The sequence below is a fragment of the Pantoea sp. genome, from assembly GCF_039594315.1.
In the GTDB taxonomy this organism is placed as follows: domain Bacteria; phylum Pseudomonadota; class Gammaproteobacteria; order Enterobacterales; family Enterobacteriaceae; genus Pantoea.
On the sequence record NZ_JBCNNP010000003.1, the window covers coordinates 152,081 to 164,917 of the forward strand.

A 12,837-nucleotide genomic window follows, 5' to 3' on the forward strand; every position below is an offset into this window, starting at 1 on the left:
TTAAGTGAGCTAAGCAGTTAATGAAAACTAAGAATTCTGCCGATGTGGTGGTGATTGGCGCGGGCGTCAACGGCTCGCTGCTGGCAACCCGTTTGGCAAAAGCCGGGAAATCGGTGTTGTTACTTGAATCCGGCCCGAAAGTGGCGCGCGATCAACTGGTTGAACGCTTCCGTGTTTCGGCCTTCAAATCTGATTTTATGTCGCCGTATCCGTTCTCGCCGCAGGCACCGCATCCGCGTTATACGCCGGAACCGAATGATTATCTGCATCAGGCCGGTCCGCATCCGTTTGCCGCGCAATACATCCGCATGTTTGGTGGCACCAGTTGGCACTGGGCGGCGCAACTGTGGCGCTTTGTGCCGAATGATTTCCGTCAACACAGCCAATATGGTATCGGCAAAGATTGGCCGATCGGCTACGACGATCTGGAAGAGTATTACTATCAGGCCGAAGTGATCGCCGGTGTCGGTGGATCGCCAGACAATGGTTCGCCGCGCAGCAAACCTTATCCGATGGAACGCGTACCGGCTTCCTGGTTACAACAGCGTGTTACCGCGCGTTTGGCACCGGATTTCACCGTGCTGGATGACAGCACCGGCCGTAACAGCCACAGCTATGATGGCCGTCCAGCCTGTTGCGGCAACAATAACTGCATGCCGTTATGCCCGATTGATGCGCAATATCACGGCGGTTTAGCGGCGCAGCAAGCCGAAGACAGCGGCGTGCAAGTGATCACTGAAGCGGTGGTTTATCAGTTGGAACACGATGCGCAAGGCAAGATTGTGGCTGCCAACTATTACGACTGGAATAAAGTCAGCCATCGCGTCACGGCTGAGACCTTCGTGCTGGCGGCGAACGCGATTGAAACGCCAAAACTGCTGTTGATGTCGGTGAGCGATAAATTCCCGCACGGCATCGCCAATGCTCGCGATAACGTGGGCCGCAATCTGTGCGATCACCCGGCGATTGGCGTGACCTTCGATGTAGATGAAGAGATCTGGCCGGGTCGCGGTCCAGTGAGCCCATGTTCAATTGGTCAATTCCGTGACGGCGATTTTCGCAGCCAACACGCGCCGTTCCGCATCGACATCTCTAACGCCTCACAAGTCGCGTCAGTGACCAAAGAAGTGCTGGCAGAAGGCTTGTTCGGCAAAAAATTGCAGGAACAAATCCGTTTCCGTGCAGCGCGTCGTCTTAGCATCAAAAATGCGCTGGAACAGCTGCCCGATCCTAACAACCGCGTGACATTGAGCGATAACAAAGATGCGCTTGGCTTGCAGACGCCATCGCTGTATTGGGATGTGAATGATTACGTGGTTAAAGGCACCGAGAAAACCCGCGAGTGCTATGACGCGATTGCTGCCAAGCTTGGCGCAACCAACATCAAACATAGCAAAAGCGGCAAATTCTCCAACCGCCAGCACATCACCGGCACGCTATCGATGGGACTGGATCCCGCCACCAGCGTTACCGATGCGTGGGGACGTGCACACGACCACGCTAACTTATTTATGGTTGGCACTGGTGTGATGCCAACCGTTGGTACTTGTAACGTGACGTTGACCGCGATGGCATTGGCGTTACGTACCGCCGACAAAATTTTGCAGGAGACGCAACATGGCTAAGCAATGGAAAAGCGGGCTGGCGGCCGTTGCGTTATTGATGCTGTGCACATCCGTGCAAGCGGCGGATCAAAATCTGATCAAACGTGGCGAATATCTGGCGATTGCCGGTGACTGTGGCGCGTGCCACAGCGAGGAGGGCAAAGCGCCGTTCAGCGGCGGCCATGCTATCGCTAGCCCGCTTGGCACCATTTTCAGCACCAATATCACGCCGTCGAAAGTGGCGGGTATCGGTAATTACAGCGAGCAGCAATTTGCCGCTGCACTGCGCAAAGGTGTGCGCGGCGACGGCAGCCAACTCTATCCAGCGATGCCGTATACCGCCTATGCCAAACTGACGGATGAGGATGTGGCGGCGCTGTACGCTTACTTCATGCAAGGCGTGCAGCCGGTCGATGTGCAGCCGGAAAAAACCGCGTTGCCGTTCCCGTTTAATTTGCGCTTCAGCATGGCGGCTTGGAATCTAATGTTCCTCGATAGCAAACCGTTCCAGCCGGATGCGGCGCAATCTGCGCAGTGGAATCGCGGTGCCTATTTGGTCGAAGGTTTGACCCATTGCAGCACTTGCCACACGCCACGCAATTTACTGATGGCTGAGCAGCAGGATAAAAATCTGCAAGGCGCTTCATTGGGAACCTGGTTCGCGCCAGATATCAGCGTCGATGCGCTGCAAGGCAAAGCACATTGGACGCGAGAAATGCTGGCGGACTATCTTGCCACCGGCCATGCCAGCAATGGCGCGACCGCAGGCGGACCGATGCTGGAAGCCATCGATAAAAGTTTCGCGCGCATGACGCCAGACGATCGTCAGGCCATCGCCAGCTATTTATTGCCCGCTTCAGGCAACGCCAATCCGCCTGCGGCAAAAAAAGGCTTAACCAAAGTGCAGGGCGATGACACGCCAGCGGCCTGGTCGGGATTAGGCGAAGGCGCGCAAATCTACCGCAACAACTGCGCATCCTGCCATAACTTGTCGGGACAAGGTCTGAACGGTTTACCGGCATTACAAAACCATCCGGTGCTGGATAAACCCAACGCCGATAACGTGGCAATGGCGATTCTGCAAGGCGTGTGGCCGGAGAAGCAGCAGGGGATGATCGGTTTTGCGGGTGAGTTGAATGATCAGCAGATCGCCTCGGTAACCAATTATGTGATGCAGGATTTTGGCCACAGCCAGATGCAAATCAGTGCCGAGCGCGTGGCAACATTGCGTGCGGGTGGTGAAGCTTCACCGCTGATGCTGTTGTCGCGTATTGGCATGGTGGCGGCGGGCGTTATCGTGCTGCTGTTACTCTGGTGGTGGCGCAGAAAACGCAGTTAACAGTATTCTGATTCCTTTCAAACCAGGTCGCCGTTTATGGTGACCTGGTTATGTTTAGGATCAGGAGCTAATCATGTTCAAAGGACTTAGTGCGTTTCCGCTTACTCCGTTCAATGCGTCCGGCGTTGATGAAACCGCCTTTCTCAACCTTCTCGCGCGTCTCACCTCCGCCAAAGTGGATTCGTTAGGCGTGCTCGGTTCCACCGGCAGCTACGCCTATCTCACCCGTGAACAGCGAAAGCGCATCGCCACGCTAGCGATACAACACGCGGAGAAAATTCCAGTGATCGTCAGCATTGGTGCGGTCAGTACCGACGAAGTGCTGCGTCTGGCAGACGATGCACAGCAAGCCGGTGCCAGTGCACTGCTGCTGCCCGCCGTTGCCTATCAAAAACTCACTGATGATGAAGTGTTTGGCCTGTATCAAGACGTCACGCGACATGTCTCTGTACCGATCTGCATTTATGACAATCCTGGTACCAGCCACACCCTTTTCTCCGATGCGCTGCACGCGCGCATTGCCGCGTTGCCGCATATTCAGTCGATCAAAATTCCCGGCGTTCCGGCGGATCTGGCCGCCGCGCGGCAGCGTGTCGAGAGCTTGCGTGCACAGATTCCAACTAGGGTGAGTATTGGCGTCAGCGGCGATGCCTTTGCCGCAAACGGATTAATCGCCGGCTGCGATTTATGGTATTCGGTGTGCGGTGGCTTGTTCCCGCGCAGCGCCAAAGCGATGACCGATGCCGCACAAGCGGGGGATTTCGCCTTAGTAGAACAACAAGCGCAACGGCTCGCTCCGCTGTGGGCGCTGTTCAGCAAACACGGCGGCAGCATTCGCGTTATTGCCGCCGCTGCCGCTCTTTTGGGTCTGGCTGAAAAGGATTGTTTGCCACGTCCGCTACGTTCGCTGGCAGCGGCAGACATTGAGGAAGTGCGTCAGGTGCTAAACCAACTCCAACTGGAATAATTAGCCCGATCATCGTGATCGCACTAATAGTTAATCTGATAATAGTTTCTATGGTTATTATTTTTTCCATCGGAGGCGCACAGCCTTCACAACAAACAACCAAAGGATTACGACCATGAAAACTATCAAAACTCTGACTATCGCCGCTGCTGCCGCTCTTTCACTGATGTCTGCTGCGAGCTTTGCACAAACCGTTTCAGCCACTTCAACCACGCTGGACGGTGCAGAAGCCAAAATCGCCGCACAAGCACAGCAACATGGTGACCAGTACCGCATTCTGGAAGCCAGCAACGGTAACAAAGTCCACATGACTGCTGAACTGTATAAATAACGGAATGGTTGCATAAGGATGTGCCAGAACAGGTCGCCTTACGAGGCGGCCTTTTTTGTGGAAGCAGATATTATTAGCAAGATCACGATTACCGCACTAATAGTTAATATGGAAACGATAACTAGAGTTATTATTGTTTCATCGAAAGCAAACAGCCTTCGTAACCAACCAAACCATTAAGGATTATGACCATGAAAACTTCAAAATTACTGACTATCGCTGCTGCCGCTACTCTTTCACTGATGTCTGCTGCTAGCTTTGCACAGAGCATCTCCGTTGAGTCTTCTACACTTGATGGCGCAGAAGCAAAAGTAGCCGCTCAGGCACAACAGCAGGGCGCACAGTATAAAATTACCGAAGCTAACACCAACAATCGCGTTCATATGACCGCTGAATTGTACAAATAAGATTTCTGATGTTGTTTTAAGGCCGCCTCCGGGCGGCTTTGCTGTTTCTATCTGTCCGTAAAGCGTCCCATCTTGTCCCGCATGAATCTGGCGCTATCAGTATCATCAGCGCAACCTTCATTGCCGTGGATAACTTATGAAAATCACCCACAGTAAAAATTTCACGCCTGCCAAAGCCTGGGAAGCGTTAGACATCGCTAATTTCGATGGCACCAGCGTGCGCCTGCATTGGACCGACCAACCTTACAAATGGCACATCAATGATGGGCAAGAAGTGTTTGCGGTGCTGGATGGTGTGGTGGAGATGCATTATCGCGAAGCGGGCGAAGTGAAAAAAGCCATGCTGCAATGCGGTGATATTTTTTACGCCAGCATCGGCACTGAACATGTGGCGCATCCGCAAGGCACGGCGCGCGTGTTGGTGATTGAAAAAGAAGATTCGGTTTAACGCGCGACTAACGCTTCAATCTCAACTTTTGCCTGCAACAATGACGCTAACAGATGGGCGAACTGCTCATCAAAACGCAACGCTGGTGCGGCAATCGCCAGCGCATAGCGTTCGCCGACACCGGTTTGCAACGCTACGCTGATCCCACACACACCACGCGCATGTTCTTCGCGATCAACCGCATAACCTTGCTGGCGGATAAGCGCAATCTCTGCCAATAACGTTTTACCCGTTTGCAAAGTATTGCTGGTGCGGGCTTCGGTTAGCTGCGGTAATAACACATCAAGCGCTTCATCACTTTGTTGCGCCAATAACGCTTTGCCGTGCGCCGCGCAGTGCGAAGGAAACGCGGTGCTCACCGGCGACGTCACCCGCAACTCTTGATCCGATACAAACTGACTCACCAACACGGTATGGCTGCCGCGCCACACGCAAAGATCCACGGTTTCGCGTGTGCGGCGGCCTAATGTCGCCATCGCCGGTTGTGCCAGCGCAATAATGTCGATATGCGCCGATGCCGCCAACCGCGCCAGCGCCGGGCCCAGTTTGATACCGTCGCTATCCTGCAACAGCATTTGCTGAGTGATTAATGAGGTCACTAAACGGTGCACGGTGGTGCGCGGCAAAGCAGTGGCCTTCGCCAGTGCCGACATCGACAATCCAGCCGGTTGATCTTCCAGCGCGCGCAAAATTGTCGCCGCGCGTGCGATGACCTGAGAACCGTTACCTTCTGAATCCGCGACCATTTTTGTCTCTTCTGCCGATGAAAAAGTGGCAAGACTATAGCATGTAACCCTTTGCTGAATAATAACCTGCGTAATTGTTCTTTCGGAATTGTCCGTTATATGGGTATATTGTCCGTATAATGGATAGCAGGTAAAGAACATGTCAACCATCAACAAAGTCGGTGCGATAACCTTACTGGCCGTCAGTTGCCTAACGATTATGGTCGGCTGCGTGATTGTGCCGGGATTGAGCGAGATTGCCGCGCAGCTTGGTGTGAGTCATTTAGCGAACTGGCTGGTTACGTTGCCTTCGCTGGGCGTGGTTTTAGCCGGCCCGCTGGCAGGACGCGCCATCGATCGCTGGGGCGCGTATTCGCTGTTGCTGGTTGGCTTATTCAGCTACGGCTTGCTCGGCGTAGCCGGTGCGTGGTTGCCGGGTGCGCTGCCGCAGGTCATTGATCGACTGCTGCTGGGCTGCGCCACCGCGATTGTCATGGCATCTGGCACCAGCTTGATCGCCAGCTTTTATGCCGGTGACGCGCGTTTAAAAATGATGGCGCGGCAGGGCATGGCCATCGAATTGGGCGGCGTGATTTTTTTGTTTATCGGCGGCATTTTGGCGTCGATCAGTTGGCGCTGGCCTTACGCGCTGTATCTGTTCGCATGGCTGATGTTGCTGCTGGTGGCTATCACTGTGCCGCGACCGATGCCATCTTCAACTGAGCCGGAAGACAATCCCTCAACCAATAGCGATCGCTTGCTACGCCCGGTTTTGCTGGCTGCGGTGTGCTCGATGATGTGTTTCTTCACCGCAGTGATTATGTTGCCGCAGCGCTTTGCGGCGATGCACGTCAACGCCGCGCAGATCGGTTATTTCCTCTCCTTCGTCTCGCTGGTGGCGGTGCTCGCCGCCGCGATGATGCCGGATGTGGCGCAGCGTTTCGGCAGTTACGCCACCTTGGTGATGGCGTTCATTTGTTATCTGCTGGCTCATCTGGAATTTGCTGCTGCGCCGAATATGCTGCTGTGCCTGCCCGGTGGAATTTTGCTGGGTATGGGATTTGGTTTGTCGATTCCGCTGGTCAATCACATGACGGTGGAAATCAGCCAGCCGCAAGAACGTGGTCGGCAATTGGCACGCCTGTCGATGGCGATTTTCTCAGGACAGTTTTTGGCGGCATTTATGGCGTATCTGCCCGGCGGCATCGTCAGCGCGTTTATCGCGGCAGCGGTATTGGCGGCGGTGAATGTGTTTGTCATGGGAAAATGGGGTCGCTCAACGGCAGTCAATACCAAATAATCGTGCGAAAAGTAACCGCAGGCGCGCATCGGGCGCTGCATGCTGCAATGCGAGATTTATCCACAGGTTAGCGCGGCTTCTACGCACGGGGATTGTGGATAACCTGCTTTTATCGTTGTAGAAATAGCAAAGCCGCCAAATAGGCGGCCTTGAAAAAGCAAGCAAAAAGAGTGGAATTAACCGGCCCAATCGCCCACTAAATGGCTGAGATGCTCTGTCATTAGCTTCATGGTCAGTTTGGCATCGCCTTTCACCATCGCATCCAAAATCGGCTGATGTTCTTCAGCGGATTTAATCAGGCCGCCGGTATCACGCAGGTTTTTTAAGCCGAACTGGCGTGACTGATCGCGCAGGTTTTCTACGATAGTCACCAACTGCTCATTGTCCAGAATCGCCAGCAAACCAAGGTGGAACTGGCGGTCCATTTCCAGATAACTCACGATGTCGCCTTCTTTGGCGAAGTTCACCATATCGCTAGCAATTTTGGTGAACTCGGCTTCACGCGCCTGGATTTTCTCCTGCATGCCCGCCAGTTTTCCCATTGATGGGATTTCCAGCAAAATGCGCAATTCATAAATGTTTTGGCGTTCTTTGGTGCTCAACGGCAACACGCGAAAACCGCGATTGCGCACCGCTTCCATCAATCCCTGGTTCACCAGTGTTAACATCGCTTCGCGAACTGGGCTGTTTGATACGCCTAATTCTTCCGCCAACGCCGATGCTGAATAAATCTGGCCTGGAACGAGATCGCCGGAGACCAGGCGCAATTTCAAGATCGACAACGCCTGATCGCGCAGATTGGTTTGTCGTAGTTGCAGTTCCGGTTCCATGTGTACTCCGCTTGTAAACTAAGTAGTCGATAACAGGCTACATTTTATTCTTTTTACTTATAGTTCTCAATATGGTTATTTCATGCGGTCGCCATTGCTGACGACCGTAACTCAGTAGCTCAGAACTTAATTAAACGCATAAGTCGGCGGCGTTGAATCTTGCTGATAGATCACCGCGGTTTTGGCAGCGCCGTACGCGGTATCATTGTTCTGCAAAATCTTCATGTAATCGCCGCTTTGAATCAGGCTGTCATAAGCGGCTTTTATTGCAGGCAGCAACTGTTCAGAATTCCCATTGCGTGCCACTGCCGTCGCGGTTGGGCCACCACCGATTTCACCCGATGCATCCAGCTTGCTGTCCATATGAATCGCCTCCTGCGCGCCGCCGCGGTTGATCAAAACGCCTTCGACGCGGCTACTGTTAAGCGCCAATATCGCCTGATTAATCGAAGCAAACGCGCTGATCATCGGCGCTTTACTGCCGCACGGTGCGACCGCCGTTTTCAGCGTGGCGAGCTCGGCGGAACCGGCCATCGCGCCCACTTTGTGGCCGCAGATTTCCTTGAGTGTCGTCGGTTTGAAATCATTGGCTTTGGCTACCAGGAATGAGCTGTAATCCTGCCAATTGGTGACGAAATCAGCCACCTTAAGGCGTTCTGCAGTGACGTAAAACTCACCGTAGGAGACGTCATATTTATCCGCCTGCAAACCGGTCAACGCCGCAGCGAACGGCACCAGATGCACATCCGCTTTCAACCCCATTACCTGCGCGATCGCGTGCCCCAATTCAACATCCATGCCTTTTAACTCACCATTTTCTTTATATGCCAATGGCTTACCGATATCGGGAATCGCGATACGTAGCGTACCGGACGATTTCATCGCATCGGGTAGCAGCGCCGCAACCTGATCGTTTTTGGCAATAGCAGCCTGTACGGAAGCCGTCAAAACGCTGGTGGCGGCGAGCAGGGCATAACAAACCATTTTGCTTTTATACATTTTCACGATAACGCTCCTCTGGATGACCTATGGCACGCTGGTGTTTGAACAAAAGACGACACATTGACAGCTAGAAGTTACGTGTAATATATTACCCATTACGGATGACGCTGGCAAGGTGCTTGTGTAAAGCGCCCCAAAATTGGCTCAGCCAGCACCATAACTCCATGCTTTTACGATGATTCAGTACACACACGCTATTGAGGTAAGTGAATAATGGATAAACCAGATTTTGATGTGATTGTGGTGGGTGGTGGACCTTCCGGCCTCTCAGCGGCTTGGGAGTTGCGTGACAGAAAGATCATGATTCTGGAAAAAACGCACCGTTTGGGTGGTCGACTGTTCTCCATGAGTCGCGGTGATTACTGGATCAACCTTGGCGGTCATCTGTTTCCTCCGGCGGGTTCGCACATGCGCAATATCCTGCACTCCATTGGGCTGGAGGTGATCGGCATTCCGGGCAATAAATTCGCCATCTGTTGGGACGGCAAAGTGTATAAACCGAAGTCAGTTTCTGCGTTGCCGCTCACCATGAAGATGAAAATCGGTGAACGCATTGCACTGGCGTGGAATGGCTTACGCATCATGAAAGCGGTGCGCGGTTGGCAGGAGGAGATGAAGCCAATCTACGGTGAAAGCAATCAACATCGCCGGGCGCGCGTGGCGCGTTATATGTCCGATCAATCATTCCGCAAATTTATGGGACCGCTACCGAAACGCCTTGAAGCGCTGTTCCAGTCGGCGGCACGACGTGCAGCGGCGGAGATGGAAGATCAGCATGCGGGCGTGGGCGTATCGCTGTTTGGCGCAGTATGGGCGGGCAAAGGGGATTCAATGGCGCTGAACCTCAACGGCGGTTCCGGCCGGTTTGGTGAAGTGATGATGGAATTGATGGGCAGCCGCGCCACCTATCACACCACAGTGAAAGCCGTTGCCAAAACCGGCAGCTACAACACCGTGGTCTATGAAACCAACGGCGTTGAACATACCGCCACGGCGGCGCAGGTGATCATTGCGGTACCGGCGTATCAGGCAGCGCAAATCGTCAAAGATTTGCCAACCGATGTACGTGAAACGCTGCAAGGCGTGCAGTATGGCCCGTTCCCCACCATGGGCATTATCACCGATGAAACTGGGCCGATGCCGTATGACGATATCTACGCCATCACCACGCCTGATGCATCGTTCGACATGTTCTTCAATCACGCCAACCCATTACGTACCGGACCACGCAAACCCGGCGGCAGTTTAATGGTTTATTCCGGCGGCGAACCAGCGCGCGCCATGCTGAAGTTGAGCGACGATGAGATTCGCGATCGTTATTTGGCCGATGTCTACAAAATGTTCCCTGAGTTGAAAGGGCATGTGGTGGAAACCATCGTGCAGCGCTGGGAGCCGGGCAATACTTATCGTCCGGCAGGCTTCAATTTCGAACCGATGCTGGCGTATTGCGAACGTAAGGATGTAGATATTCACTTTGCCGGTGATTATTTTGCCGAGATCGGCAACATGGAGATCGCCACCGGCACCGGCCATGAAGCCGCGCGTCGTGCCAGAACACGTTTGATGAGTGGTGAAGGCAAGGTGACGCCATTTCGACCCGTCGCCGAGCCAGTAGCGATGGAGAAGAAAGCCTGATTTTTCGCGATGGCAGTGATATTTAACAGCGGCTTATGCCGCTGTTTTTGTATTTATTGAACCGCAACTCATGATCGCACATACCGTAGCGGCGCGATTTATCGCGTTCAGTTGAGTTTAATGAGGTCAACACAACGCAATAAATTGCGCCGCTACGAATCGTGCGCTCTATAATGGCGGCTTTCAACCAACACAAAAAAAGCGATGATTCTCATCATCGCTTTTTCATTGCTAGCGCAATCAAGCTTTGTAATCTTGCACCACGCCCGGTAACTGGCTCCAGGAAGCATACCATTGATTAAACAGCGCAAACTGTTGCTCAACGTAACCTTGCTGGCTGCCGGTCAGCGCATCGCTGGCATTGAAATGCAGCTGATATTCGCTGTCGCCTTTCAACACCATCATATGTTTGAAATACAACACCAAATCCGGACCAGCATCGAAAGAAGAGAGCACCGCCAGCGCTTCTTCCAACTCTTGTGCGCGCTGGCGTGCCTCGGCATTACCCGCTGCGGCGGCTTTGGCCAGATTACACAGATGCAGCACTTCTTTAGGCAACACGTTGCCGATACCGGTAATCGCGCCGACGGCGCCGCAATTAACGAAACCGTGGAATACCGCAGTATCAACGCCTATCATCAAGGTCACATCATCATCGCGGCTGGTGATGTTCTCGGCGGCATAGCGCAAATCGTCATTGCCGCCGAACTCTTTGAAACCAATCAGATTGGGATGCTCAGCGCGCAGTGCAAAAAACAGATCCGCGCGGGTCGCAAAGCCGTAATAGGGGCTGTTATAAATTACCGCCGGCAACTCAGCAGCGGCGGTCAAAATTGCTTTGAAGTGCTCTTTCTGCGCAGCAATTACCGAGCCACGCGACAGCACGCGCGGGATCACCATCAAACCTTTCGCACCCACTTTTTGCGCATGCGCCGCATGCGCCACCGCTGAAGCGGTATTCACCGCACCGGTACCGACAATCACCGGAATGCCCGCCGCCACTAAACGCTCGACGCCTTCCATGCGCTGGGCATCGGTGAGCAGCGGCCAATCGCCCATCGAACCGCAATACACCACTGAAGACATGCCCGCCGCAATCAGCTGACGTGCCTTTTTCACCAGCGCATCAAAATCCGGTGACCGGTCTGCTTTACAAGGCGTCATTAACGCCGGAATGACGCCAGAAAAAATATCCGATTTCATATTCATCTCCAGTGATGAAATAAGCGTAATAAAGCGCCCAGCACTTTATTATATTGGGGGTGGTTAATAAGTGGTGGCGCGCCGCAACGCGCCCAATTAATACAGTGATAAAAAGTTAATTATTTATTTGCTGCTTTGGTTAATAATGATGGATCAAGTTGATTCAGAATGACTTTTAATTGCTCTTTCTGCGCGGCGGTAAATTGTGGAATTGGCGCACGTACCGGGCCGACAGTTAAGCCCAGCAGCTCACACGCCGCTTTCACACCGCTACTGTAGCGGTTGCTGGCGAGGAAACGAATCAACGGATTAATTTCGCGCCAGATATCGACAATAGTTTGATCATCACCGGTTTCACTGGCGTGCTGTAATTTCGCCAGACCCGGCGACATAAAGTTAGCCACGCCCATCACCATGCCCGGCGCTTTTAACATTAAGGCTGGCAGCATTAATACATCTTCGCCATTTAAAAACGTAATATCATTAGCGTGATCGGCCAATAAAGTATTCATCTGCATAATATTCGAGGATGAATCTTTGACATATTTAACTTGAGGGATTTCACGCGCTAATTTAACCAGAAAATCGACGTCCAAATGCAAGCCGGTGGCGGGCGGGAAATTGTAAGCGCAAATCGGCAACGACGTGGCATCGGCCACCCCGGCGTAATAACTCCAGGCTTCATCAAAACCAATCGGCTCATAATACGGTGTCGCCAGCATCAGCGCGGTGGCACCGACTTCTTCGGCGTGCTTACTCAATTTTACCGCTTCACGCGTCGATGTCGCGCCGGTATGTGCCAGCACGCTGGCGCGTCCGGCGGTTTGATCGACCACCACTTCAATCAGGCGCATTCTCTCGGCTTGCGACAGCACTGAAAACTCGCCGGTGCCGCCAGCCGGGACAAAGCCGTCTACGCCATCTTCGATACCTTGTTCAACCAGCGCACGCAGCGCAGCTTCATCAATTTGCTCACCATCTGGCGTGAAGGGGGTCACGATGGCGGATAGTACACCTTTAAGCGTCATGTTATTTCTTCTCCATTA

13 protein-coding genes are annotated in these 12,837 nt (G+C 53.3%); 8 read left to right on the forward strand and 5 right to left on the reverse strand.

Annotated features, from left to right (window positions below):
* The first annotated feature begins 20 nt into the window (after positions 1-20).
* The 6 genes from ABDW13_RS03805 to ABDW13_RS03830 all read left to right on the forward strand — a co-directional run bounded on the left by ABDW13_RS03805 (position 21) and on the right by ABDW13_RS03830 (position 5,096).
* Entirely contained in the window at positions 21-1,625 is a 1,605-nt protein-coding gene (locus ABDW13_RS03805; RefSeq protein ID WP_343551082.1) for a GMC family oxidoreductase, read from the forward strand.
* Positions 1,618-2,943, forward strand: coding sequence for a cytochrome c (locus ABDW13_RS03810; RefSeq protein ID WP_343551083.1), 1,326 nt, complete (start codon positions 1,618-1,620; stop codon positions 2,941-2,943). The genes ABDW13_RS03805 and ABDW13_RS03810 overlap by 8 nt, the downstream gene beginning before the upstream one ends.
* Before the next feature lie 73 nt (positions 2,944-3,016).
* Complete coding sequence (locus ABDW13_RS03815) at positions 3,017-3,910, forward strand: dihydrodipicolinate synthase family protein (protein ID WP_343551084.1); 894 nt, start codon at positions 3,017-3,019, stop codon at positions 3,908-3,910.
* Positions 3,911-4,025: 115 nt separating this feature from the next.
* Positions 4,026-4,241 carry a YdgH/BhsA/McbA-like domain containing protein gene (locus ABDW13_RS03820; RefSeq protein ID WP_343551085.1) on the forward strand — a complete coding sequence of 72 codons (216 nt, stop codon included), beginning with the start codon at positions 4,026-4,028 and terminating at the stop codon, positions 4,239-4,241.
* A 191-nt stretch (positions 4,242-4,432) separates the two neighbouring features.
* Entirely contained in the window at positions 4,433-4,648 is a 216-nt protein-coding gene (locus ABDW13_RS03825) for a YdgH/BhsA/McbA-like domain containing protein (RefSeq protein WP_343551086.1), read from the forward strand.
* Positions 4,649-4,784: 136 nt separating this feature from the next.
* Positions 4,785-5,096, forward strand: a complete 312-nt coding sequence (locus tag ABDW13_RS03830; RefSeq protein ID WP_343551087.1) for a cupin — start codon at positions 4,785-4,787, stop codon at positions 5,094-5,096.
* Here ABDW13_RS03830 and ABDW13_RS03835 read toward each other — a convergent pair.
* The gene (locus tag ABDW13_RS03835; protein ID WP_343551088.1) at positions 5,093-5,842 is read right to left on the reverse strand and encodes an IclR family transcriptional regulator; all 750 of its coding nucleotides are present in this window, start codon (positions 5,840-5,842) and stop codon (positions 5,093-5,095) included. The two genes, ABDW13_RS03830 and ABDW13_RS03835, sit on opposite strands and share 4 nt — an antisense overlap.
* Before the next feature lie 139 nt (positions 5,843-5,981).
* On the opposite strand from ABDW13_RS03835, the gene ABDW13_RS03840 reads away from it, so the two are divergent.
* Positions 5,982-7,121 (forward strand): MFS transporter, encoded by a 1,140-nt coding sequence (locus ABDW13_RS03840; RefSeq protein WP_343551089.1) that lies wholly within the window; start codon positions 5,982-5,984, stop codon positions 7,119-7,121.
* Between the two features lie 176 nt (positions 7,122-7,297).
* Here ABDW13_RS03840 and ABDW13_RS03845 read toward each other — a convergent pair whose 3' ends face one another.
* Positions 7,298-7,951: a GntR family transcriptional regulator gene (locus ABDW13_RS03845; RefSeq protein WP_343551090.1), complete on the reverse strand. Its 654-nt coding sequence runs from the start codon at positions 7,949-7,951 to the stop codon at positions 7,298-7,300.
* 126 nt (positions 7,952-8,077) lie between these two features.
* A complete protein-coding gene (locus ABDW13_RS03850) occupies positions 8,078-8,950 on the reverse strand; it encodes a transporter substrate-binding domain-containing protein (protein WP_343551210.1) in 873 nt (290 codons plus the stop codon).
* 216 nt (positions 8,951-9,166) lie between these two features.
* Here ABDW13_RS03850 and ABDW13_RS03855 point away from each other — a divergent pair, with 216 nt between their 5' ends.
* The gene (locus tag ABDW13_RS03855) at positions 9,167-10,588 is read left to right on the forward strand and encodes an FAD-dependent oxidoreductase (protein ID WP_343551091.1); all 1,422 of its coding nucleotides are present in this window, start codon (positions 9,167-9,169) and stop codon (positions 10,586-10,588) included.
* A gap of 240 nt (positions 10,589-10,828) precedes the next feature.
* On the opposite strand, the gene ABDW13_RS03860 is transcribed toward ABDW13_RS03855, so the two are convergent.
* A complete protein-coding gene (locus ABDW13_RS03860; RefSeq protein WP_343551092.1) occupies positions 10,829-11,791 on the reverse strand; it encodes a dihydrodipicolinate synthase family protein in 963 nt (320 codons plus the stop codon).
* Positions 11,792-11,910: 119 nt separating this feature from the next.
* Positions 11,911-12,819, reverse strand: a complete 909-nt coding sequence (locus tag ABDW13_RS03865; protein WP_343551093.1) for a dihydrodipicolinate synthase family protein — start codon at positions 12,817-12,819, stop codon at positions 11,911-11,913.
* Positions 12,820-12,837 lie beyond the last annotated feature (18 nt).

Coding starts and splice junctions, on each gene's coding strand:
- ABDW13_RS03805 (WP_343551082.1), top strand. CDS start 21: ATGAAAACTAAGAATTCTGCCGATGTGGTGGTGATTGGCGCGGGCGTC.
- ABDW13_RS03810 (WP_343551083.1), top strand. CDS start 1,618: ATGGCTAAGCAATGGAAAAGCGGGCTGGCGGCCGTTGCGTTATTGATG.
- ABDW13_RS03815 (WP_343551084.1), top strand. CDS start 3,017: ATGTTCAAAGGACTTAGTGCGTTTCCGCTTACTCCGTTCAATGCGTCC.
- ABDW13_RS03820 (WP_343551085.1), top strand. CDS start 4,026: ATGAAAACTATCAAAACTCTGACTATCGCCGCTGCTGCCGCTCTTTCA.
- ABDW13_RS03825 (WP_343551086.1), top strand. CDS start 4,433: ATGAAAACTTCAAAATTACTGACTATCGCTGCTGCCGCTACTCTTTCA.
- ABDW13_RS03830 (WP_343551087.1), top strand. CDS start 4,785: ATGAAAATCACCCACAGTAAAAATTTCACGCCTGCCAAAGCCTGGGAA.
- ABDW13_RS03835 (WP_343551088.1), bottom strand. CDS start 5,842: ATGGTCGCGGATTCAGAAGGTAACGGTTCTCAGGTCATCGCACGCGCG.
- ABDW13_RS03840 (WP_343551089.1), top strand. CDS start 5,982: ATGTCAACCATCAACAAAGTCGGTGCGATAACCTTACTGGCCGTCAGT.
- ABDW13_RS03845 (WP_343551090.1), bottom strand. CDS start 7,951: ATGGAACCGGAACTGCAACTACGACAAACCAATCTGCGCGATCAGGCG.
- ABDW13_RS03850 (WP_343551210.1), bottom strand. CDS start 8,950: ATGTATAAAAGCAAAATGGTTTGTTATGCCCTGCTCGCCGCCACCAGC.
- ABDW13_RS03855 (WP_343551091.1), top strand. CDS start 9,167: ATGGATAAACCAGATTTTGATGTGATTGTGGTGGGTGGTGGACCTTCC.
- ABDW13_RS03860 (WP_343551092.1), bottom strand. CDS start 11,791: ATGAAATCGGATATTTTTTCTGGCGTCATTCCGGCGTTAATGACGCCT.
- ABDW13_RS03865 (WP_343551093.1), bottom strand. CDS start 12,819: ATGACGCTTAAAGGTGTACTATCCGCCATCGTGACCCCCTTCACGCCA.